Source organism: Enterobacter sp. BRE11, assembly GCF_031844285.1.
Classification (GTDB): domain Bacteria; phylum Pseudomonadota; class Gammaproteobacteria; order Enterobacterales; family Enterobacteriaceae; genus Pantoea.
This window is the reverse complement of sequence record NZ_JAUZUX010000010.1, coordinates 194,616-215,704: the sequence shown is the minus strand read 5'-3', so window position 1 is coordinate 215,704 and position 21,089 is coordinate 194,616. Positions and strand designations below refer to the sequence as shown.

The following is a 21,089-nucleotide window of genomic DNA, read 5'->3' as shown; positions in this document are numbered from 1 at the left end:
GAAAGGGTTAGGGAGCGGAGTGAGATCTGGCTCGCAAAAAAGGCGAAAAAAAAACCGGCCTGGCGGCCGGTTCTTTCGCGAGTTGATTATCTCACATTGACATAGATACCTGACGTCACATTGTCAGTTAAACGCACTACATGATAGATAACCTGTTTGTTATGGGTTTTAATCTTGCGTTTAATATTTCCTTTGTGTGACGAAACCGTCTTGGCCTTAATTTGCATCTTGTCTGAGATCTGAATGGTGTCATGGCCTGACATCCACATTTTCAGCATATTTGACTCCGTCTGACTTAACGTCAGAGGGTGTACATCCAGACCTGAAGAAATACGGGTAGACGCATTGAGCTTTTTCTGCAAATAGGTGCTGAGTAATGAGTCAAGTGTCGTTGTTTTTATCGATTTTGATGTAATAATCAAGTTCTTACGAACGTAGAGGTATTCCTCAAAATGGATATTAGAAATAGCCATGAAGATGAAAAACAGCGTTTCCGGGTGCTGCATAATAATATTTCTAATGCGGTCGCTGGAATCGGATTCATGGATGAAACATTCTTCGTTAATAAACACTACGCCAGGTTTTAACTGTTCGCAGCGCTGCTGTAATTGCTCAATATCGGAGACAGAAAAGATGTTTTTCTTTTTGACTCCCTTACAGGACATATAGTCCGATAATCCCAGGCGTGTGTAGTTGCATGAATCCATAATAATCGTTGGCATGTTTAGCGACCCTCACCAATTTGTTATCCGTTTAAATCAACGATGAATTACGCGTTGCGGTACGAGAGAGATTTCTAAGACACTTTTTTATTCTGCTCAGCAGTCTGGCGACAGGCCATACGCCTGCCAAAAGTATTCTTCCCTGACCCGTTTCTGCAAAGTTGTTTTTGTGCTGCCTTGACGTCACTTATTCCGCCAGTGATAGCGGGAATCGCTGGCGGTTTGCAATAAGCGTGCATAACACCCTGTTTTGAGATCCTCGTCACTATCGCGCATATCAGAGTCAATGCTGATAGGACGATTCTTAAAAACATTTGATTCGCGAAAATGTGACGTTTTAGCGAGTGTTGACAATGCCGGAAAAAAATGGTCCTGACAAGAAAAATCGTTAAAGGATTTTTTTTGTTCCAAAACAACCTGTTGCCGATATTGTCAATGATTCCACCGGGTTAGCTGTGCCGGGAATCTGTGAAATAAAATACTTGAAGCGGGGTTTAATAAGAATAATTTTCAGAGTCGCTTCTCAATTATCAGAATTTCCTTAGTTGATTTCTGAGAAAACTGGTTTGAAAAATGCACAGAATGTTTTAGCTGGCTTAAGTATCACTTCAGAGTGATAGTAAGATACTTAATCATCAGGGGTGAGAGAGTTCCGAAAGAAACTGGGCGAGTAAATCAAAGACTTCGCTGAACAGATGCTCACAGAAGGGCGCAACCAGAGGCATCATCAGCCCCATAGTCAAAATTCCCACTGTTAAGGTAATCGGGAAGCCCACGGCGAAAATAGAGAGTTGAGGTGTAACACGGTTTAACAAACCCAGTACCAGGTTTACCAGAAGCAGCAAAACGATTAAGGGTAGCGCTAACATCATGCCATTAAGGAAAATTAAACCGCCTGCTTTGACCAGTGCGTTAAAGGCGTTGGCGTTTAACGGCTGTCCGCCAATTGGCAATGTATGAAAACTATCCGCCAGCAACGAGATCAGCCAGAGGTGCCCGTTGAAGGTAAGGAACAGCAGCATCGCCAGCATGTCGAGAAAACGGGCCAGAACCGGCATATTTAAACGACTGCCTGGATCGAAAAAGGTGGCGAAAGAGAGGCCCATCTGCAGACCAATCACCTCGCCAGAGAGGCGCACTGCAGCAAACGCCAGCTGCATCGTGAACCCCAGCCCGATACCAATCAGCATCTGCTGCAGCAGCAGCCAGAAGCCAGCGGGCGAAAACAGCGTGACCTCGACGGAAGGCAGCGTTGGCACCATTATCCAGGTGATTAACGCCGCCAGGCCAATTTTGACGCGTTTGCTGATAGCACGCTCGCTCAGCAGTGGCGCCGTGGCGAACAGCGCCAGTATACGCGCCAGCGGCCAGAAAAACTGACTGACCCAGTGAACCAGCTGGCCGCTGTCGAGAGTAACCATTAGCCGATCATATAAGGCAGGTTGCTGAAGAGGGTGCGGATATAGTCCAGCACCAGATTTAGCATCCAGGGTCCGGCAATCACGCCCGTCGCTGCAACGGCCAGCACTTTCGGTATGAAGGAAAGTGTCTGCTCGTTCACCTGGGTTGCGGCCTGCAGCAAACTGATAATCAGGCCGCTGACCAGCGCCGCCAGCAGCAGCGGCGCGGCGAGCATTAGCGCCAGGCGCAGCGCATCCTGGCCCATTGACATCACGGATTCTGGCGTCATTTGTTTCTCCGGGAAATCGGAATAATCAGGAATAGAAGCTCTGTGCCAGTGATCCGACCAGCAGTTGCCAGCCATCCACCAGTACAAACAGCATCAGTTTGAACGGCAGCGAGATCGTCGCTGGCGGCACCATCATCATCCCCAGCGCCATCAGCACGCTGGCGACCACCAGGTCAATAATCAGAAACGGGATAAAGACGGTAAAGCCGATCTGAAACGCGGTCTTCAGCTCACTGGTGACGTAGGCGGGCAGCAGAATGCGCATCGGCACCGCTTCCGGCCCGTCGATAGGCGGGGTATTCGCCAGTCGGGCGAACAGCGCCAGGTCCGCTTCGCGCGTCTGACGCAGCATAAAGTCGCGTAGCGGCTGCGCGCCTTTCTCCAGTGCGACGTCCATGCCGATCTTGTCCTGGCTAAAGGGCAGATAGGCGTCGTTGTAAATCTTGTCGAAGGTCGGCGCCATAATAAAAAAGGTCAGAAAGAGCGCGAGGCCGAGCATCACCTGATTCGGCGGCGCGGAGGGCGTGCCGAGGGCGTTGCGCAGCAGGCCGAACACGATGATGATGCGGGTAAAGCTGGTCATCATCAGCAGTACGGCAGGAATAAAGGTCAGCGAGGTAATAAAAACCAGCGTCTGCACCGGCAGCGACCAGCTTTGTCCACCGTTGGGCAACGCATGGCTTACCAGTCCCGGCAGCTGGGCATGAGCGACCGGCGCCAGCAGTAACAGCGGCAGAAGAGAGAGCAGTCGACGCATCATTGGGGTTTTCCGGGACGTTTAACCAGGTTTTGTAACAGCTGACGGAAATCTTGCGGCGCGGCCGCGGCGGCCGGACGGGCATCCGGCGCGACCGGCGGCAGCGTGTGCAGATGGGTAATCTGCGCCGCCGTCACGCCCAGCACCAGGCGCGCCTCAGCGGTATCCACAATCACCACGCGTTCGCGCTGGCCGACCTGCACGCTGGCGCTCACCTTCAGCGCCTGGCTGCTTACCGTCTTCGGCGCGAAGCCGAGGCGGCGCGCCAGCCAGGCGCAGGCGAGGATCAGCAGAACAATCACGGCCAGCACGCTGCTGACCTGGGTCACAACGGAACCGCCAGAGATAGCCGGTGCGGCGGGCTGCTGCGTGTGGGATTGGGTATTCATCATATTTAGCGGCTCAGACGACGCATACGTTCAGACGGCGTAATAATGTCAGTGATGCGTACGCCATATTTATCGTTAACCACCACCACTTCGCCCTGGGCGATCAGGTAGCCGTTGATCAGGATATCGAGCGGCTCGCCCGCCAGACCGTCCAGCGCTACCACGGAACCCTGCGTCAGGCGCAGCAGCTCTTTGATGGTCATTTTGGTGCGGCCCAGTTCGACGGTCAGCTTGACCGGGATATCCATAATCAGGTCGATGTCCTGCAGCGAGCCGGCGGCGGCGCTGCTTTCGAACGTTTTGAAGACGTCGTCGGCCTGCGGCGCGCTGCTAACGGCCTGCTCATTCATCGCCTCAGCCCACAGATCGTCCGCAGAGATGTCGTCGGACGGTTTATTGCTGTCACTCATTGGGCTGTTCCTCATTCAGCGAATTCAAAATCGGGTTAATCAAATGCTCGACGCGCAGGGCGTACTGGCCGTTCATGGTGCCGTACTGACTGGTCAGTACCGGAACGCCATCGACGTGCGCGATAATGCGCTCTGGCTTCTCAATCGGCAGCACATCGCCGGGCTTCAGCTGCAAAATGCGCGACAGCCGCAGCGAGGTTTCAGCAAAGTGGGCGATCAGCTCCAGTTCCGAATGCTGCACCTGTTTCACCAGGTTCTCACGCCAGTGGTTATCCTCGGTGCGGGAGTTCTCCAGCGGCGGGTTAACCAGCAGCTCGCGCAGCGGCTCAATCATCGAAAACGGAATACAGATGTTGAACTCACCCACCAGGTTGCCAATCTCCACCTGGAACGGCGTGTTAACCACGATATCGTTCGGGGAGGTGGTGATATTGGTGAACTTCACCTGCATTTCGGAGCGAACATATTCCACCTCTAGCGGGTAGATCGCCTTCCACGCGTCGCTGTAGCCTTCCAGCGCCAGCTTTAGCATGCGGCGGATCACGCGCTGCTCGGTATGGGTGAACTCCCGGCCTTCCACCTTGGTGGGGAAGCGGCCGTCACCGCCGAACAGGTTATCCACGGCGATAAACACCAGGCTCGGCGAAAACACCACCAGCGCCGTTCCGCGCAGCGGTTTCAGGTGGATAAGATTCAGGTTGGTCGGCACCGGCAGGTTGCGGGCAAACTCGTGATACGGCTGAATCTTGATCGCACCGACGCTGATATCCGGGCTGCGGCGCAGCAGGTTAAACAGCGCCATACGGAAATGTCGGGCGAAACGCTCGTTAATAATCTCCAGCGCCTGAAGACGCTCGCGCACCACGCGACGCTGGGTATTAGGGTCGTAAGGACGAATGTCGCCTTCCGGCCCGCTTTGACTCTTTTCATCTACCGCGCTGTCACTGTCGCCATTAAGCAGCGCGTCAATTTCAGCCTGGGAGAGAATGCTATCGCCCATTGGTTTACCTCAAAATGAAGGCGGTAAACAGTACGTCATTTACCACCTGCGCAGGCTGTCCTTTCACCAGCGGAGGTGACAGCACCTGCTTAATCTGTTCAATCAGCGCTTGCTTTCCTTGCTCCGACGCCAGCGCGGCGGCGCTCTGTCGCGAGAGCAGCAGCAGCAGGCGGCTACGCACTTCCGGCAGATAATCACTCATCCGACGACGGGTATCCTCGTCCGGCAGACGCAGGGTAAAGCCTACGTACAGCACGCGGTCCGGATCGTTGTCGGGATTGACCAGGTTGACCGTAAAGGTGTCAAGCGCAAAAAAGACGGGAGCGGGTGGCGGCTCTACTTTCGCAGCTTCCGGGGTACCACTCTCATGTTTATTCATCATTCGCCAGACTGCATAGCCTGCCACGCTACAAGCGGCCAGCGTTACAATGAGCAACACCGGAATTAAGAGTGAACGTTTGCGGCCTTTTGCTTTCGCGTTATCAGACATTTTTGCAGTAAATTCCTGTGAATTATGGGCAAACCTCTCGGTTTGCCTGGACAGATTATCCCGCGTCTTAAGTCAAACAATGGGAAGAAAAGACGCGGGTTTTACGCTTACCTTCAGCGTTTGTCGCTGTCAGGCAAAAGTATCGACAGCGCCGGTGCCGAGGATGCGCGCCTGAAGGGCGGCGGGAACGGCGATCGGCGTTATCTCGCTATCGTCATTCTGGGAGAGAGAGAAGGTGCCGTGCTGTCCGTCGCGGCGCGCCTCCTGCTGCTGTTGCTGCTGCTGGAAGCCCTGGCTCTGCGCGAAGCTGTCACTGCTTACCTGACTCTGTCCCAGGTTAATGCCGCTTTCCGCCAGCGCGTTACGCAGCTGGGGAAGGGCGGCTTCCAGCGCGGCCCTGACGTGGCTGTGGCTGGAGGCCATATTGATTTGCGCCTGGTCGTTATCCAGCTTCAGGCTGATCTGGATGGCGCCCAGGTCAGCCGGATGCAGCCGCAGCTCGGCGTTTTGCTGGCCGTTGCGGGTGAACATGACAATCTGCTGGCTCAGAGCCTGCTGCCATTCGTCGCTGCCCAGCTGCGCATTGAGCATCGGCGTTGACGGCGTGCTGGTCGTGGCCGAAGCGGTCTGCGTCATCAGCGGCGCGGCGCTGCTGCTGATCGGCGCGCTGGTCAGCGCATTGCTGTCCGTTTGCGTCAGCGGCGCGCTTTTTTCATCCTGTCGGCTGATGTGGCTCAGCGCCTGCTGAAAGCTGCCGTCCAGCGTCAGCGGCACACCGGCGCTGGCCGTGTTCGCTGCCGCGCCCGCTGATGCGGCGTTCAGCTGCGTTGGGCCCGCCTTCGTCTCAGCGTGCGCTGGCGCGCTGGTCGATGCCGATGGCGACGCGCTTAGCGCCTGGCTCAGCGTGGAGAGCGCATTGCCAGCGAGCGCGCCGCGGCGCGCGTCGGCACCTGACTCGGCGGTGACGGATGCGGCGGAAACATTGCTCTGCGCAACCGGCGAGGTCGGCAGCATGGCAAACAGCGCCTGCATCGCCTGCGCCTCTCGACTGGTTAAGGTTTCTACGCTCGCCTTATCCTTATCATCGGCGGATTTGGTGGCGGCTTTAATATTTTCCGGCGTCAGCAGCGCATTCAAATCCGCTTTTTTACCAAAGGCGTTCAGCAGGGCGTCAAGCTGGCCCTTCGCTGCAGGCGCATCTTCAGTTTCCTCTGCGCTTTCAGCAGATTGCGCTACGTTTCCCTGCTGTTTCGCCATCGTCAGCAGGCGGTTGCCCAGCTCGGTCAGAAACGCCTGCGGCAGCGATTTGACGCTGTGCAAAACCTCAGCGGAATCTGAACTTTTCAGCTCGCCTTTCGCGCTGGCGGCGGTGACAATATTTGGCAGCGTAATCATTCGCCTTTCCTCAATGCGGCCCGTTGGGCGTATTCATCCATCCGTTTCTGATCGAGACGGTTTTCTACTCGTAATGCGTTGTCTGCCGCGCGGCTAATCAGCGTCTGATAGGCATTAAGACGCTGCTGCTTTTCGCGCCAGCTGGCGAGCGCCTGATCGAGGCGCTGGTTCCACTGTCTCAGCTGAGCGCGATGCTGCTCGATCGCCTGCTCCAGCGTCTGAATAAACTGGTGGTAGTTGGTCCAGCGCGTCGTGGCGATGCCGCCCGACATATCGCTGTTTAGCTTGTTGCGGTACTCATCCTGGTAGTCGAGCAGCATGGTGAGCTGCTCGTCCGCCTGGCGCACGCCGCGGCGCATATCGCCGAGGTGGATCACCGCTTTTTCCAGATCCTGCTCCGCTAAATCGCGCAGCGTGTCGATGGCACTGGCGCTCTTCATTGCTTACTCCTCCCGTTACGCCGCCGTTAGCCGAACAGCGCATGCAGATGCAGGCAGGCGTCGTCATAGTGGCTGCGCTCAAAAATGCCCTGTTGCAGAAAAGCTTCCATCTGCGGATAAAGGCGGATCGCCTTGTCCAGCATGGGATCGCTACCTGCGGCGTAGGCGCCGACGCTCACCAGATCGCGGTTGCGCTGGAAGCTGGAGAGCAGCTGTTTAAACTGACGCACCCGTGCGTAGTGATCCTCGTCGATCAGGGCGGTCATGGCGCGGCTGATAGAGGCCTCAATGTCGATCGCCGGGTAGTGGCCCGCTTCGGCCAGCCGACGCGACAGCACGATATGACCGTCGAGAATGGCGCGCGCCGAGTCGGCGATAGGATCCTGCTGATCGTCGCCTTCGGTCAGTACGGTATAGAAGGCGGTAATTGAGCCGCCGCCGTGCGTGCCGTTGCCGGCGCGTTCCACCAGCGCCGGCAGTTTGGCGAACACCGAAGGCGGATAGCCTTTGGTGGCGGGCGGCTCGCCGATGGCCAGCGCAATCTCACGCTGCGCCATGGCGTAGCGCGTCAGCGAGTCCATGATCAGCAGCACGTGCTGGCCGCGATCGCGAAAATCTTCGGCGATGCGCGTGGCGTAGGCGGCGCCCTGCATGCGCAGCAGCGGCGAGACGTCCGCGGGCGCGGCGATCACCACCGAACGCGCGCGGCCTTCTGCGCCGAGAATATTTTCAATAAAGTCTTTTACTTCGCGGCCGCGCTCGCCGATCAGCCCGACCACGATGACGTCCGCCTGGGTATAGCGCGCCATCATGCCGAGCAGCACGCTCTTGCCGACGCCGGACCCGGCGAACAGGCCCATACGCTGGCCGCGACCCACGGTCAGCAGGGCGTTAATGGCGCGGACGCCGGTATCCAGCACGTCGGTAATCGGCGTGCGCTGCAAGGGGTTGAAGGGCGGCGTGATCAGCGGCGCGCGGTAGCCGGTATCGGGCGACGGAAGGCCGTCAAGCGGCTTGCCGCTGCCGTCGAGCACCCGGCCCAGCAGCTCCGGGCCGAGCAGCAGCTGTTTGCCGCTGTGGCCGCTGTCGCGTGCATAAACGCGGGCGCCGGGCAGAATGCCGTCGACCTCTTCCAGCGGCATCAGAAAAAGCTTCTGGCCGTTGAAGCCCACCACTTCGCTTTCGACTTCGGTCAGGTTCTTGCCGTCGTTGCGTTCGATAACGCAGGTGGCGCCGAGCGGTAGCTGCAGGCCGGTCGCCTCCAGCACCAGGCCGGTGGCGCGCGTCAGGCGGCCATAGCGGCGCACCGGCTGCACCTGCGCGATACGGGTTTCAAAGGCGTCGAGCGCGCCCAGCCAGCGAGAGAGTCGCGAGGTCATTAAAATTCTCCAGGCGCGGCGAGACGGCAGAGCTCCTGCCAGCGCGTCGCCACGCTGGCGTCGAGATCGCCATCCTCAGCGCTCAGCTTGCAGCCGCCAGGATGCAGCGTGCTGTCGGCCAGCAAACGCCAGCCGTGCAGATCGAGCGTTGGACCGAGGGTCTGCTCAATACGCTGCAGATCGTCAGGATGCACGCGCAGCTGCGGTTTGCCGCTAAACATCGGCTCCTGCTGCAGCAGCTGCTGAATTTGACGCAGCAGGGCGCTGCCGTCCACCGTGGTCGCCTGGCCAATGACCTGACGTGCCGCCTCCAGTGCGAGCTGCATCAGGCGCGAAGCGATCACGCTGTCGAGCGCCTCCAGCGAGTGCTGAAACTCAGTGACCAGCTGCTGCATACGCGCCTGCAGCGGTGCCTGCTGCTGCTGCGCATCGGCCAGCCCCTGCTGAAAACCGGCGTCGTAGCCCGCTTTCTGGCCTTCAGCGAAACCCTGCTGATGGCCTTCGTTATAGCCCTGCGCCTGCGACTCTTTGCGGGCCTGCTGCTGCATATGCTCGAAGTGCTGCTGCTGTTCGTCGACCTCTGATTCGAATGCCTCCGGCTCCGGCAGCATCTCCGGCTCCGGTTCGTCGCGGCGACCTAAATCATCAGGCTGCCAGAGCTGCCACGGGCGGGCGGAAAAAGCGTCAGACATAGGTTTCCTCGCCGCCGCCAATCACCATCTCGCCCGATTCCGCCAGACGGCGCACGATAAGCAGGATAGCTTTCTGTTCGTTTTCCACCGCCGACATACGTACCGGCCCGCGGTTGGCGAGGTCGTCGCGCAGGATATCGGCGGCGCGCGCCGACATGTTCTTGAGGAACTTCTCGCGCAGCGGCTGCTCGGCGCCTTTCAGCGCGACCAGCAGCTGCTCCGACTCCACTTCCTGCAGCAGGCGCTGGATGCTGCGGTCGTCCACTTCCACCAGGTTTTCGAACAGGAACATCTCGTCGATAATTTTCTGCGCCAGCTCGCCGTCGAAGTCGCGAACCGCTTCGATGACCGCCTCTTCCTGCTGCGTTTTCATCAGGTTGATGATTTCCGCTGCGGTTCTCACGCCGCCCATCTTGGCGCGCTTGAGGTTGGTGCCGTCCAGCAGGCCGTTGAGCACTTCGGTCAGCTCCGCCAGCGCCGCCGGCTGTACGCCGCCGAAGGTGGCGATACGCAGCATGACGTCGTGACGCAGGCGCTCGTCGAACAGCGCCAGAATATCCGCTGCCTGGCCGCGTTTGAGGTGCACCAGGATGGTCGCGATGATCTGCGGATGCTCGTCGCGGATAAGATCGGCGGCGGCCTGCGGCTCCATAAAGTTGAGCGTTTCCATGCCGCTGGTGGTTTCGCGGGACTCGAGAATATCCTCCAGCAGGCTGGCGGCGCGCTCTTCGCCCAGCGCTTTGGTCAGCACCGAACGCAGATACTCGTTGGAGTTGAGGCTCAGCGCCGCGAACTGCTCGGCGTCGCTCTCGAACTCACGCAGGATCTCGGTAAGCTGCTTGTGCGACACCTGGCGCATATTCGCCATTGCGGCGCTCAGGTGCTGCACTTCACGCTGGTTGAGGTGCTTGAACACCTCGGCGGCGCGCTCTTCGCCGATGGTCATCATCAGGATGGCGCTTTTTTCAGTTCCGGTCAGACTCATAGTTCTTTACTCATCCATTCGCGGATAACCAGCGCGACGACGCGCGGATCGTTCTCGGACATATCGCGGATGCGCTGGCTCATCACCTCGGCGCTCATGCGGTTGTTAGACTTACGCTCGGCATCCTGCTCATCTTTGCTGAGCTGTACGCTATAGGCTTCTTCTTCCTGCACGGCGGCGGCACGCTGTTCTGCGGCTTCCACAGCGGCTTTTTCCGCTTCGCGTTTACGCATCAGCTGCGGACGCACCATTTTGCGGTAGAGGATGAAGGCGACCAGCGCGATCAGCAGCCATTTGCCGATGTTCATCATCTGATCGAAGAAGGCCTGCTGCTGCCAGAAGGGCAGGTCGCCGCTGGTCGGCTCGGCGGCGGTGAATTCCGAGTTCACCACGTTGACGCTGTCGCCGCGCGGCTGGGAGTAGCCCATCGCCTCGCGCGTCAGATCTTCCACCTGCTTCATCTGCTGTTCGTTCAGGGCGATCGCCTTGCCTTTATCGTCGGCGCGATAGTTCACCACTACCGCGACCGAGAGACGCTGCACGTCGCCAACGTTCATTTTGGTGTGGCGAATGGTGCGGTCCAGCTCGTAGTTCACGGTATCGTCGCGACGCGAGTTGGTCGGCACGCTGCTGCTGGCGGTGCTGGTAGCTGTGCCGTTGTTCGCGTTGTTCTGCTGGCCGTTCTGCGCGTTTTGCCCATTTTGCGCGTTCGGCGCGTTGACCGGCGCGGTGTTAGCAGGCGCTGGCTGGTTAGAAAGGGCGCCCGGCACGCCGCCCGGATACGGGCTGCCGGTCTGATCGCTGGTGCTGGTCTGACGCGAGCGAATAGCGGTGTTGCTCGGATTGCCGTTCGGCTGATACTTCTCGTCGGTCTGCTCGCTCTTGTCGAAGTTGATCTGCGCCGTTACCTGCGCGTGTACGTTGCCCTGGCCGAGAATCGGGTTCAGGATCGCTTCGATGCGCTGCTGGTAGCGCGCTTCGACTTCGGCGGTATATTTCAGCTGTGCGTCGTTAAGGTCGCGGCCTTCGCTGTCTGAACGCGTCAGCAGACGTCCGCTCTGATCGACCACGGTGACGTTGCCCGGCGGCAGGCCCGCCACGCTGCTGGAGACCATATGCACGATGGCCTGAATCTGGCCCTCATCGAGCGCGCGGCCAGGCTGCAGGTTCAGGGTGACCGAGGCGGAAGGCGCTTTCTGCTCGCGCACGAACAGCGTCGGCTTGGGCATCGCCAGATGCACGCGCGCGGTTTTTACCGGCCCTAAGGTTTCGATAGTGCGCGCCAGCTCGCCTTCCAGCGCGCGCTGGTAGTTGACCTGCTCGCTGAACTGGCTGATGCCGAACTTCTCCTGATCGAGCAGCTCGAAGCCCACTGAGCCGCCTTTCGGCAGTCCCTGCTGTGCCAGGCGCAGGCGCAGTTCATGCACCTTTTCCGCCGGCACCATCAGCGCGCCGCCGTTGTCGGCGAAGCGATAGGGGATGTTCATCTGGGTGAGCTGGGTAACAATCGCGCCGCCATCTTCATCAGAGAGATTGTTGTACAGCACACGGTAATCGGGCGCTTTCGCCCACAGCACCAGCGCCATCACGATGGCGATAGCGGCGGCGGCGGCAACGATAAGGGGGATACGCGGATTAGCGCGCAGGCGAGCGATAAGGTCACCGAAACCTTTTTTGGCTGAATCCTGTGGGGCGGCTGCGCTCGCGTTCATGACCTATTCCTGCCTGACATAATTGACCGGGTTTGTTGTAGTGACAAAACAGACTCCCTGACACTGCGTAAATGAAACTCCACTTCAATGCATGGCATTATTTTCTTTATCGCAAAATTCGATGGGCGAATAAGCCGGGTTTTTTGCTGTTATTTAGCGCCTTTGTCTCATTGACATTGTGATAAATTTTTGAGCGTAGAAAATTCCATCTCTCTTTCAATGAGGTAACGGCATGTCCATTCAGGCAATCGACGGCGTTTTACAGCAGCTTCAGCTGACTTCGCTGCAGGCCAGTAACAAAAACAGCGAGGCGACGCAGCCGGTCGACTTCGCCGCCACCATGAAAGCGGCGCTGGATAAGATCAGCGAAACGCAGAACACCGCCCGTACGCAGGCGCAGGATTTTGAAATGGGCAAGCCAGGCATCGCGCTCAACGATGTGATGGTGGATATGCAGAAGTCTTCTATCTCGATGCAGATGGGGATTCAGGTGAGGAATAAGCTGGTGGCGGCTTATACCGATATTATGAATATGCAGGTTTAGGTCAGCTAACTAACTAATTAATATAAAATTAAAGGTTAGATCGCTTTGGTGTGGGGCATGGATGGGACAAACTCGTTCAGTTTTTCGTTGAGCAGGCTCCTTTGTGCTTCGTCATTTTCCTTCATCCAGGATCCGTATACCTGATACACCATCTGCGCATTAGCATGCCCCATCTGACTGGCGATGAAGTTGGGGTTTGCTCCTGCAGACAATGACCAGCACGCGTATGTGTGTCTGGACTGATATGGCTTTCGGTAAGTAATGCCGGCGCGTTTGATAGCAGAACGCCACGTCTGAGGAATAGACGCTACCGTGTAGTAATCGTCGCTGGCTTTATTGACGGCGGTGACTTTGGGATTAAAAACGAAGGTAAGCTCTTCTTTGCTGCTTTTACCGTACTCGCGGGAAAGCATAGTGACCGATGCCGGCGGCCGCATGCGCGTCAGTTCTAACTGGTCTTTCAGCACCCTGACCGCTGAATCAACCAGGAAAACTGTTCGCTCTCCGGATTCCGTCTTAGGCGGGGTAAAATCGTCCTGAATGGTCAGGTTGCGTCTCACCGTAACCGTTCCCTTAATCAGGTCGATGTCTTCCCATGCCAGCGCGCAAAGCTCACCGTGTCGCATGCCGCTGTAGACCGCGAGTGACCAGAAGTTTTTCAGCTGGCGAGACTGGCAGGCGTCAATCAGCCTGGTAAATTCCTCCCGGGTTAACGGGTCAGGCTGCGGCTTGTCCTTTTTAAGAGGCGACAGAGTAGAGATTACATTGCGATCGGCATAGCCGTTCTCGTGAGCGAATTTGAATAGCGAATGCAGGTCTGACATGCAGGTATTGACGTAAGCCACTGACCGACCCTTACCATGCATATTCTTGCCGCGCCCGTAGACGTAGCTGCCTTTCAGAAGCTCCATGCGCATGCGCTGAATATCTTCTGTCCTGATGGCGCGTATCATCCTGTCGGCGCCAATTATGCCGATGGTTGTGCTCAGCCTCGTTCTGTATGAGGCCAGAGTGTTGCGGCTTATCTCTGACTCCTTTATTGCGAGCCAGCGCTCTGCCATCTCTTTTACGCTGAGCTCTTCTTTTATTGCGCAGAAGCGAGAAAGGTTGGCTGATTCGGGAAAGGTCTTCTGATAACTGAACGAGCCGGTCTTTATCTCGTAGACGATGTTAGCCCGCAGCTCGCCGGCCGACTTCCTGTTTTTGGCAGTATCGGGAATGCCGAGCGACTCTCTCACTCGCGCCCCCTGATACTGGAAGCTGATGCGCAAGAACCCTCCGTGGTTCTCAACACCTTTTGGGTATGCTGCCATTTTTTATCCTCTGGGTGAAAAGGGCGATCAGGTTATGCTTTTTTTCGCTCTCTCGCATCAGGCTGCTTCTTCAGCTGCGACTCGATCCATTTGTCGATAGCCTCGCGGTTATACATGCACTGACTGTTCAGCCCCGGCTCACCCTCAGGTGAGAACAGCAGATATTCCCTTCCTTGCATCCACGCCTTCTCGCGCGCCCGCTTAATCGTGCCGGGACGCATCCCTGTTACAGCCATAAGCACTGATTCAGTCACCCACTTATTGGGAGCTAGCTGAATTACGTTTTGCATATCACTCCTTATCCGGCCATAGACAGGCCAGCGCAATACAAATAAAAACGGCGAGCCACAGAGTGAACTCGCCGGGGGAGATGTCGTTGAGGGTATTCATAGCCATTTACCAACGCTAGCAGCGAGATGGGTAATCGCTTTTCTTGTAAGGCTCATGATGTTTGGACCATCAATCTCGACTGTATAGCTGCAGGCGCCTGCTGGCTCGGTTACAAGGATGACGTCAGGTCCGTAGTGAATACTCATATCCATCTGTCTGGCCAGTTGAAAGGCGTCGACGTTCATTCTCAGGGGGTTCCATGGCGTGTAAACCACAGGGTCGATAAGTATGCTTCCTTGCTCATCGAATCCGAATGTACGATGCCCTGCAGCCTTAGCCGCCAGCTCTAATACCTCTTCGTCAGACATAACAACTCCTCACGCAGAGCGCGATAGTGAAAGTGAACAGGGGATTACTCGGAGATTAAGTTGAGCCTGCGGAAGATATCAAAGTCTTCCTTAGAGGGATTTTCTTCGAAGAATTCATTTAGGGCTTCTGTGATTAAATCGCAGTCTTCTTCGCTGAGGTAGTCATCCTTGTAATCATAAAATGCGGCTGAGCAAAGCGTTCCGCCACTACCCATAAAATTCTCAGTGAAACTGACCGGGGGCTCCTTTCCATCTTCATACTCAACAACAAACGTCATCTTGCTCATGCCACGCTCCTCTGCTTCTGCGCCCACTGCACCCGGCTATGGTCTTCTCTGCACTCAGCCGAGCAGTAATGCCCCTTGCTTATCGACTCCTCGCAGTAGTGACACTTGCCGGTGAACTCGACCGCCGGCCGCGGTCTGTTTGCCAGCGCTACCTCTATCAGCTGCTGCTCTCTTGCTGCTGCTTCATCTGCTGCATCTGGAAAATTCATACAGCCTCCTTGAATGCCTGTTCGCACTGCTCAGATACGCGGCGGATATGCTGTTCCATCTCCTGCAGCGACTGCACATCTGACATCTGCACATCGAGACGAATCAGGCCGGCAATTGCCTGGCTGAGCTTCGGGAAGTAGCCGACCAGCGAGAGATATTCACCGCCAGCCTTCTTGCCTTCCTTAACGATTTTCTTCTCCTGTACGATGAACTGGAACTGGTCAGCGGTCAGGACGTACTTGTCACCGATATCAATTTTCATGGTTATCTCCAATGTTCAGGCGTTAAAAAACCGCCTCATTGGGCGGTCATCTCTTTAACTATTTTCGTCGCGCTCTGTCCTGGTCATCGCAGAACTTCTCATACGCGAACACGAAGGCTGCGTTTTCTGAGTCGAAAAGTTCGTCAGTTAACCGAAACCACTCATTCCCGACGCGCTCGAGCACGTCCCACTTATCGCCGCGCGGCCAGATGACGAAGCGAACCGGGTCGTAGCGGTGAAACAGCTCTTTTTTCGTGAGCTTTTCACCTCTGTCGAGCATGTAGAAAGCAGCGCCGGCACTAACGAATTTGCGCATATACCAAACCATTAACTGTATATGCGGACAGTATATCAGAGGTTGTTAGTCGGAGAATGGTTTGCGGTAGAGTGGAACCTGCAACCATCTGTCACCGTCATCTTCCCTTATCCATTCACTAACGGCGTAGTTTGATGTCTTTATCTTACGCAGTGCGAATTCTGATAGGTGGCAAACAGGCTCACTCCACGCCTTGCGATGCGCCAGTAGCTCCTTTGCTATCTCAGCCTGCTCACGCATCGTTTCCTGCGCTGCCAGTTGCTTCAGCCTCTCATTGCTAATCATTGTGGCTTCTCCTGTGCTGCTGCCAGCTTCCCGATTATGCGCTTAACGTCCTCAATCCTTACGTCGTCAGCCTCGTCAAGAGTGTCGATTCGGTCCAGCATAACTAGCGCGGCATCAGCGTCTAAATTGCAAGTCCAGCCATTGGGCGATACTGGCGCGGTGGCGTATAGAGGTTGACTGTCAACTCCTATTGGTTTTATTCCTTCAAAATAAAGGCCGTTATTTTTCTCCCAGCGCCAAGCTACAGGTTTCGCCGTCAGCGCCGCTAGGGCGATTTCTTGACGCTGTAATTGGCTTTCATATCCCGGAACCATAAAAATATTCCCAGTTTTCTTGTTATTGGCTATCAGCAACTTAAGAGCCTCAATCTCTTCAATTGCTGCATTTATCAGCGCCTTTCTCTGCTCTTCGGTAAGTTGCATCATTTGGCCTCCTGTCCGGCGCGGAGTTGGGCGGCGAACTTAGCAACCATATCGGCGCAGTCAGCATAAGCAACGGCCTGCTTGCTGCCAGAATCAAGCGTGCGATTAAGCATTGCGCCAGCGAGATTTCCTAGTCCGCTAGAAATCGCATCCAGCTTTTGCTGCATTGCTTGCCATTCAGCATCGTATCTTTCCTTAAGAAGTTTCAGTAAAATCTGGGCAGATTCGTCAGCATCACCTTCGAAGGTCATTTGCCCGTCTACGACAGATATTCTTCCTGCCTCATGGCCGAGGGCTCTGTTTACTACAAAGTGATGGCTAACTGCTTTTGCAACGCCACCCATTTCTAAATTAACGTACGTCGTTTGCGGACTGCTTTCTTCACTCATCTGTCATCTCCTGTGCCGCTGAGCGGCGAAATAGTTAGTCCTGCACCACAGCGCCAAACTTACCGCGCCGCTCTGTCGTGTAATCCATCCACAGCACTCCCGGCTTCGTGACGATTATGCGAGGCAGAGGAGGGCGTACAGCCGTCTCCCTGGCTACCTGACGCAACCGGCGCTTTTCCATGAGCTGAAACTTCCTTTCCGGCGTTAACCTGCGCTCGTGCTCCTCACCAAGTTTCGCCGCCTGCGCTGCTTCTGCCGCGGCTAAGGCAACCTGCTGACACTTCCTCTGATGCGGCGTCATCTGCTCTGTACGCCACAGAAACCTTTCCTTTTGTATTTCTGACAGGCGTGCGTAATGCGCCGATTCGAGCGGTGTTAAAGTCATACAGGTGCCTTATTGGAGGGTTAAATCAGAAGGGGATATCGTCCGAAAAATCCATCGGCGGCTCGTTACTTGCCGGTGGAGTAGATTGCCCAGCCTGCTGCGGCGGACGCGGTTGCTGATTTTGCTGAGGTCGGTTTCCCTGGCTGGCCTCCTGCTTGCCGCCCAGCATTTGCAGTGTCCCGCCGACGTTTACGACGATTTCCGTTGTGTAGCGGTCTTGCCCGCTGTTGTCCTGCCACTTGCGGGTGCGCAGCTGACCTTCGATATAGACCTGTGAGCCTTTACGAAGATGCTCGCCGGCGACTTCTGCCAGCTTTCCGAACAGCACCACGCGCATCCATTCTGTGTGCTGCTTCTTCTCTCCCGTGGTCTTATCCTTCCATTGCTCACTGACCCCTACAGACAAGTTCGCCACTGCTGAACCTGATGCGGTGTATCTGATTTCTGGGTCCTGCCCCAGATTTCCGATAATTATGACCTTATTGATTCCTGCCATTAGGCAGTCCTCCTTGTTTTGAAGTGAATGATGCTGAGAATGTTTGAGGGTGTGACGCCAAAGTCGCTTGCAATCTTTTTGGCAGTAACGCCTCCGCGACTATGTAGGCTGCGTATTTCACAAACCTGATCCCAAGTTAATTTCGCGTTGACGTTTCTGGATCCGATTGCCTTGTTCTTTGCGAACTCTTGCCTTCCTTTACTCACCATGTCTGTAAAGTTTGCGCGAGCATTACCTAAGAGAAGATGAGAAGGATTGCAGCAGGATGGGTTATCGCAGGCATGGCAGACGAAGAAACCTTCCGGTATTGGGAAGTTCGCTAATTCCCATGAAGCACGATGTGCCAAAAGGTATTTACCGTTTATCCTTACGTTGCCATAACCCTTTGGCTTTTTGGCTCCCTGCCAGTTCCAGCATTCCGATGCGCTCCCTTTCTTAACCTTGCTCCAGAAAAACTCCTGCTGCTCAGCGCTGATTGGGCTTTCTGCCATTATGCTTCCTCGCTTTTCTGCTCAAGTTCCGCTTTGCGGATGTCATAAATTTCTTTGGCCTTAGCCTGATATTCGGTGCCGCGCAGGGTGCGCCACGCTTCTTCGAAAAGCGTCTTGAGGTCATCAATGCTGGCAGCCTCAGCTGCTGACTGCGTAAATACCTTCAGCGACTCCTCTGCAGGGTTAGCGCCTGACTCAAGCCAGTTGAGTAGCTGCTTACCAGTCTGCTCACTGAGAACAACCGGGTCGGCATTGCTGAACAGCTTCGTCCTGTCCTTACTGGCGATCGCATGATGCGTTTCATGTCCGATATCGAGGACGGTAGTGAACTCGTATTCAACGCCATCACGCTGCTCTGACTTCATGCCGAGCTTTGCGACCTTCTTGCGGCCATTCTCTTCAACCTGCGCCGTTTCCGTCTTGCTGCGCATAGTGGCGATGATGTGCATTGAGGAGCGCAGAATCGCATCCAGGAACGAGCGGTGACGTGGGTTAATCTCGCTCCATGCTGACCATGAGTTGCCGCGGTATTTCGTTTTGGCGATGGTGTCGACCAGCTCCAGACAACCTCCGACTCCACCCCATTCGTGGGTGATACTGTCGATAATGAGGCTGTCGTAACCGGCCTTCTCAGCAGCGCTGATAGCTTCAATGAAGCGCTCAGGAGTGAATGGCGGATCTAACTCGAGGACGTCGAACTCTGCGACGTCAGAGTAGAGCGATGCGCTGCCTTTCTCCGTATCGATAACAGCGATGCGTCCGCCGATGCCTTTCGCTACCAGCAGAGCGCTGTACGTCTTTCCTGAACCACTTGGCCCGGTAAGTGCCAGCCGCAGCTTGGCTTTCTTCCTCATGGCTTTTTCAAATTTCATCTCACACCTCAGTGTCAGTTATGGGCGCACCAGTCGATGCGGTTCTGTTGTTGCTCCGTACGGTAATCAGCAATCGCGTCCATTGCGGCTTGCTCTGGTGTCATCTCTTCAAGCACAGGCTGTAAGATGGCTTTCATCATCTCGATGAAATACATATCCGGGTCAATCATGCTGCTATCTCCTGGCGAATCGTGTAACCCTGCTCTGTAAGCCACTCCATGACGTCTTTGATGTCGAACTGGTTGAGTAGCTGCTTGCCGTTGAAGTCGAGCAGAGACACTTCATCAGCTTCGATAACCATCATTCCGGGGCGATATCCGGCGCGGGTCTTGACCTCGCCGCACTCGATTTTCATCTTCATCTCTTAACCCTCAGGCCTAGTTTCTGCAGGAGCATGCGGGTGAAGTCGAAGCCTGCCAGTCGCTCTTCTTCGCGACGCTGACGCTCCAGCTCTTCCTGCTGCTTTCGGTACTGCTCAACTGCTGCCGGCGCGCTCATGGCTGGCCTACTTGCATTACTGACTGAATCAGGCGCTCTACAAGTTTCTGCAGGCGGCTCTTCGGCTTCCAGGACATAACGTCTGCGCCGGTTAATTTGAATGCGAACATGGTGTTTTGTGGGCAGCCCGATGCCGCCCCTGCGATAGATAAGCGCATGGGATACCTCATTGAATTTGGTTGGTGTCAAAAAGACGGGCGCCATTGCGGCGCCCATAGGGAGCACTACTGTCTGGTTGTAAGGATTTATCAAACCTAGCGTTGGTGACTAGCACCGAAATGCCAACCGGATGGAAGGCATTGCGCTGCTATCAATCCCAGGCTTTGCTCCATGCCTCTTCTGGAGTCAGGCCAGCGTCATAATCTTCCTCCCATTCATCTGGAAAGTTTGCTGCACCGCCTTTCTTGGCCGCATGGTCACGAAGAAAATCCATCCATTCCTCAAAGCCAAAATTCTCGTTTGTCATCCTCTTCTCCTGTAGTGGTTACTGGCCCCGCGCTGCAATCATGGCGTCGGCCATAAAGTAAGCCTGTTCAGCTACGTCAATAAATTCAGGAGAATCAGCATTTCCACCAAACCCCATTCCTTCATATCGATGTATCACTGACTGCATCGCCTTACCTGCGAAGTAGTCGCGCAGCGTCATGCCATGGCTATCAATGATTTGGTTTTCTTTCTCTGCCTTGTGAACTCCCGAGTAAGGAAACGCCGGGCCGCCATTTTCATTAATCATCTCACCCCCTCGATAAATAACCCGCCACCATGAGACCCACGATGACTATCCAGCAGATAATCCAGTCTGTGTTGCTCATGGTGGGCTCCAGTAAAAAGGCCGCCTAAGCGACCTGTTTGAATTTGTTTTCTTCGCACCAACGCTTAGCAGCATTTAGTCCTGCCATCTGCATATGGCAGATATCGTTCTGCACAACATCAAAACACCCGGCCCGGTAGTAAATATCGAAGCCGTAGTGAGAAGTTACTTTGCGCTCTGCTTCGTAATAGGCTGGCCCATAACCTTTGCCGCCTTTGTGCCACGGGTTGCGGTAATCATTCATGTAATCCTCTGCTTTATTTAACAGAAATCACTCGGATCTTGCGCCATACGAAATTAGTACGGATAGACCAGTGTTTTTCGATATTTGAAAAAATCATGCCTTCCTCACTTAACGATGTGTGTTGCGTCCTTGCGTACTTTGCGATGACCTGCCTGATAGAGCGCAACATCTGGTATGCACATCCCGCTGCTGATTTCACCGCCGATGTACTTCGCTGCGCCCGCCAGAATCTGCTTGTGATACTCCGTCTCTGTTTCTACAGCCTTGACTACGCGGTCAGTTGCCGGCCGTTTGCAGGCAATCTCAGCGCGGCTCAGTTCCACGCGACGCTGCGGCGCTTCCTGACTAAATGCGCTCGCCAGAATCGCTTCAATCTCACGCGCCTTAATAGCCTCTTCAGCCCGGCGAGCGTTGCGACGTGACTTCGCGTTATCTTTTCCAACAGGGTTAAGTGATTTGCCATAGACGACGTTCGCCATAAATCCTCCGGTTAGTTACTGGCTGC

The 21,089-nt window shown here is 55.6% G+C and carries 35 protein-coding genes; 1 reads left to right on the top strand and 34 read right to left on the bottom strand.

Annotated elements, in window-relative coordinates; all coding sequences use genetic code 11:
* Positions 1-86 precede the first annotated feature (86 nt).
* The 14 genes from rcsA to fliF all read right to left on the bottom strand — a co-directional run bounded on the left by rcsA (position 87) and on the right by fliF (position 12,061).
* Positions 87-722: a transcriptional regulator RcsA gene (gene rcsA, locus Q9R34_RS12925; RefSeq protein WP_033749830.1), complete on the bottom strand. Its 636-nt coding sequence runs from the start codon at positions 720-722 to the stop codon at positions 87-89.
* Between the two features lie 635 nt (positions 723-1,357).
* Positions 1,358-2,143: a flagellar biosynthetic protein FliR gene (gene fliR, locus Q9R34_RS12920; protein ID WP_434123063.1), complete on the bottom strand. Its 786-nt coding sequence runs from the start codon at positions 2,141-2,143 to the stop codon at positions 1,358-1,360.
* Positions 2,143-2,412, bottom strand: a complete 270-nt coding sequence (gene fliQ, locus Q9R34_RS12915; protein ID WP_434123064.1) for a flagellar biosynthesis protein FliQ — start codon at positions 2,410-2,412, stop codon at positions 2,143-2,145. The genes fliR and fliQ overlap by 1 nt, the downstream gene beginning before the upstream one ends.
* 25 nt (positions 2,413-2,437) lie before the next feature.
* The gene (gene fliP / locus Q9R34_RS12910; RefSeq protein WP_434123324.1) at positions 2,438-3,169 is read right to left on the bottom strand and encodes a flagellar type III secretion system pore protein FliP; all 732 of its coding nucleotides are present in this window, start codon (positions 3,167-3,169) and stop codon (positions 2,438-2,440) included.
* The gene (gene fliO / locus Q9R34_RS12905) at positions 3,169-3,558 is read right to left on the bottom strand and encodes a flagellar biosynthetic protein FliO (RefSeq protein WP_434123326.1); all 390 of its coding nucleotides are present in this window, start codon (positions 3,556-3,558) and stop codon (positions 3,169-3,171) included. The genes fliP and fliO overlap by 1 nt, the downstream gene beginning before the upstream one ends.
* 5 nt (positions 3,559-3,563) lie before the next feature.
* Positions 3,564-3,968 carry a flagellar motor switch protein FliN gene (gene fliN, locus Q9R34_RS12900; protein ID WP_033749826.1) on the bottom strand — a complete coding sequence of 135 codons (405 nt, stop codon included), beginning with the start codon at positions 3,966-3,968 and terminating at the stop codon, positions 3,564-3,566.
* Positions 3,961-4,968, bottom strand: a complete 1,008-nt coding sequence (gene fliM / locus Q9R34_RS12895) for a flagellar motor switch protein FliM (RefSeq protein ID WP_123799740.1) — start codon at positions 4,966-4,968, stop codon at positions 3,961-3,963. The genes fliN and fliM overlap by 8 nt, the downstream gene beginning before the upstream one ends.
* A 4-nt stretch (positions 4,969-4,972) precedes the next feature.
* Positions 4,973-5,458 (bottom strand): flagellar basal body-associated protein FliL, encoded by a 486-nt coding sequence (fliL, locus tag Q9R34_RS12890; RefSeq protein ID WP_434123065.1) that lies wholly within the window; start codon positions 5,456-5,458, stop codon positions 4,973-4,975.
* Between the two features lie 129 nt (positions 5,459-5,587).
* A complete protein-coding gene (locus Q9R34_RS12885; protein ID WP_485894173.1) occupies positions 5,588-6,853 on the bottom strand; it encodes a flagellar hook-length control protein FliK in 1,266 nt (421 codons plus the stop codon).
* Positions 6,850-7,293 (bottom strand): flagellar export protein FliJ, encoded by a 444-nt coding sequence (gene fliJ, locus Q9R34_RS12880; protein WP_434123067.1) that lies wholly within the window; start codon positions 7,291-7,293, stop codon positions 6,850-6,852. Before fliJ ends, Q9R34_RS12885 begins: the two co-directional genes overlap by 4 nt.
* Before the next feature lie 26 nt (positions 7,294-7,319).
* Positions 7,320-8,672, bottom strand: coding sequence for a flagellar protein export ATPase FliI (fliI, locus tag Q9R34_RS12875; protein ID WP_033749819.1), 1,353 nt, complete (start codon positions 8,670-8,672; stop codon positions 7,320-7,322).
* A complete protein-coding gene (fliH, locus tag Q9R34_RS12870; RefSeq protein WP_434123068.1) occupies positions 8,672-9,364 on the bottom strand; it encodes a flagellar assembly protein FliH in 693 nt (230 codons plus the stop codon). The genes fliI and fliH overlap by 1 nt, the downstream gene beginning before the upstream one ends.
* Positions 9,357-10,349: a flagellar motor switch protein FliG gene (gene fliG, locus Q9R34_RS12865; RefSeq protein WP_216491743.1), complete on the bottom strand. Its 993-nt coding sequence runs from the start codon at positions 10,347-10,349 to the stop codon at positions 9,357-9,359. Before fliG ends, fliH begins: the two co-directional genes overlap by 8 nt.
* Positions 10,346-12,061 (bottom strand): flagellar basal-body MS-ring/collar protein FliF, encoded by a 1,716-nt coding sequence (gene fliF, locus Q9R34_RS12860; protein ID WP_485894169.1) that lies wholly within the window; start codon positions 12,059-12,061, stop codon positions 10,346-10,348. Before fliF ends, fliG begins: the two co-directional genes overlap by 4 nt.
* A gap of 232 nt (positions 12,062-12,293) precedes the next feature.
* Here fliF and fliE point away from each other — a divergent pair, with 232 nt between their 5' ends.
* Positions 12,294-12,605, top strand: a complete 312-nt coding sequence (gene fliE, locus Q9R34_RS12855; RefSeq protein WP_434123070.1) for a flagellar hook-basal body complex protein FliE — start codon at positions 12,294-12,296, stop codon at positions 12,603-12,605.
* A gap of 35 nt (positions 12,606-12,640) precedes the next feature.
* Here fliE and Q9R34_RS12850 read toward each other — a convergent pair whose 3' ends face one another.
* The 20 genes from Q9R34_RS12850 to Q9R34_RS12755 all read right to left on the bottom strand — a co-directional run bounded on the left by Q9R34_RS12850 (position 12,641) and on the right by Q9R34_RS12755 (position 21,063).
* Entirely contained in the window at positions 12,641-13,918 is a 1,278-nt protein-coding gene (locus Q9R34_RS12850) for an Arm DNA-binding domain-containing protein (protein ID WP_485894166.1), read from the bottom strand.
* Positions 13,919-13,950: 32 nt separating this feature from the next.
* Positions 13,951-14,208, bottom strand: coding sequence for an excisionase family protein (locus tag Q9R34_RS12845; protein ID WP_485894164.1), 258 nt, complete (start codon positions 14,206-14,208; stop codon positions 13,951-13,953).
* 96 nt (positions 14,209-14,304) lie between these two features.
* Complete coding sequence (locus Q9R34_RS12840; RefSeq protein WP_293649119.1) at positions 14,305-14,616, bottom strand: hypothetical protein; 312 nt, start codon at positions 14,614-14,616, stop codon at positions 14,305-14,307.
* 44 nt (positions 14,617-14,660) lie between these two features.
* Complete coding sequence (locus Q9R34_RS12835; RefSeq protein ID WP_485894162.1) at positions 14,661-14,903, bottom strand: hypothetical protein; 243 nt, start codon at positions 14,901-14,903, stop codon at positions 14,661-14,663.
* A 205-nt stretch (positions 14,904-15,108) separates the two neighbouring features.
* Positions 15,109-15,375 (bottom strand): DUF5405 family protein, encoded by a 267-nt coding sequence (locus Q9R34_RS12830; protein WP_485894160.1) that lies wholly within the window; start codon positions 15,373-15,375, stop codon positions 15,109-15,111.
* Between the two features lie 58 nt (positions 15,376-15,433).
* Positions 15,434-15,691, bottom strand: coding sequence for a hypothetical protein (locus tag Q9R34_RS12825; RefSeq protein ID WP_485894158.1), 258 nt, complete (start codon positions 15,689-15,691; stop codon positions 15,434-15,436).
* 45 nt (positions 15,692-15,736) lie between these two features.
* Positions 15,737-15,976, bottom strand: coding sequence for a hypothetical protein (locus Q9R34_RS12820; RefSeq protein WP_485894156.1), 240 nt, complete (start codon positions 15,974-15,976; stop codon positions 15,737-15,739).
* A complete protein-coding gene (locus tag Q9R34_RS12815) occupies positions 15,973-16,401 on the bottom strand; it encodes a hypothetical protein (protein ID WP_485894154.1) in 429 nt (142 codons plus the stop codon). The genes Q9R34_RS12820 and Q9R34_RS12815 overlap by 4 nt, the downstream gene beginning before the upstream one ends.
* On the bottom strand, positions 16,398-16,787 hold the full coding sequence (locus Q9R34_RS12810) for a hypothetical protein (protein ID WP_485894152.1): 390 nt from the start codon (positions 16,785-16,787) through the stop codon (positions 16,398-16,400). The genes Q9R34_RS12815 and Q9R34_RS12810 overlap by 4 nt, the downstream gene beginning before the upstream one ends.
* Positions 16,788-16,821: 34 nt before the next feature.
* The gene (locus Q9R34_RS12805; protein ID WP_485894150.1) at positions 16,822-17,172 is read right to left on the bottom strand and encodes a hypothetical protein; all 351 of its coding nucleotides are present in this window, start codon (positions 17,170-17,172) and stop codon (positions 16,822-16,824) included.
* A 25-nt stretch (positions 17,173-17,197) separates the two neighbouring features.
* A complete protein-coding gene (gene ssb / locus Q9R34_RS12800) occupies positions 17,198-17,668 on the bottom strand; it encodes a single-stranded DNA-binding protein (RefSeq protein ID WP_485894148.1) in 471 nt (156 codons plus the stop codon).
* The gene (locus tag Q9R34_RS12795) at positions 17,668-18,159 is read right to left on the bottom strand and encodes an HNH endonuclease (protein ID WP_485894147.1); all 492 of its coding nucleotides are present in this window, start codon (positions 18,157-18,159) and stop codon (positions 17,668-17,670) included. The genes ssb and Q9R34_RS12795 overlap by 1 nt, the downstream gene beginning before the upstream one ends.
* A complete protein-coding gene (locus Q9R34_RS12790) occupies positions 18,159-19,031 on the bottom strand; it encodes an ATP-binding protein (protein WP_293649104.1) in 873 nt (290 codons plus the stop codon). Before Q9R34_RS12790 ends, Q9R34_RS12795 begins: the two co-directional genes overlap by 1 nt.
* A 14-nt stretch (positions 19,032-19,045) precedes the next feature.
* On the bottom strand, positions 19,046-19,201 hold the full coding sequence (locus Q9R34_RS12785) for a hypothetical protein (RefSeq protein ID WP_293649101.1): 156 nt from the start codon (positions 19,199-19,201) through the stop codon (positions 19,046-19,048).
* Complete coding sequence (locus tag Q9R34_RS12780) at positions 19,198-19,392, bottom strand: hypothetical protein (RefSeq protein ID WP_485894144.1); 195 nt, start codon at positions 19,390-19,392, stop codon at positions 19,198-19,200. The genes Q9R34_RS12785 and Q9R34_RS12780 overlap by 4 nt, the downstream gene beginning before the upstream one ends.
* Positions 19,389-19,733, bottom strand: a complete 345-nt coding sequence (locus Q9R34_RS12775) for a hypothetical protein (RefSeq protein WP_485894142.1) — start codon at positions 19,731-19,733, stop codon at positions 19,389-19,391. The genes Q9R34_RS12780 and Q9R34_RS12775 overlap by 4 nt, the downstream gene beginning before the upstream one ends.
* Positions 19,734-19,839: 106 nt before the next feature.
* Positions 19,840-19,995 (bottom strand): hypothetical protein, encoded by a 156-nt coding sequence (locus Q9R34_RS12770; RefSeq protein ID WP_485894140.1) that lies wholly within the window; start codon positions 19,993-19,995, stop codon positions 19,840-19,842.
* 18 nt (positions 19,996-20,013) lie between these two features.
* The gene (locus Q9R34_RS12765; protein WP_485894138.1) at positions 20,014-20,262 is read right to left on the bottom strand and encodes a hypothetical protein; all 249 of its coding nucleotides are present in this window, start codon (positions 20,260-20,262) and stop codon (positions 20,014-20,016) included.
* A gap of 103 nt (positions 20,263-20,365) precedes the next feature.
* On the bottom strand, positions 20,366-20,584 hold the full coding sequence (locus Q9R34_RS12760; protein WP_485894136.1) for a hypothetical protein: 219 nt from the start codon (positions 20,582-20,584) through the stop codon (positions 20,366-20,368).
* A gap of 104 nt (positions 20,585-20,688) precedes the next feature.
* The gene (locus Q9R34_RS12755) at positions 20,689-21,063 is read right to left on the bottom strand and encodes a transcriptional antitermination N peptide (protein ID WP_485894134.1); all 375 of its coding nucleotides are present in this window, start codon (positions 21,061-21,063) and stop codon (positions 20,689-20,691) included.
* Positions 21,064-21,089: the final 26 nt, after the last annotated feature.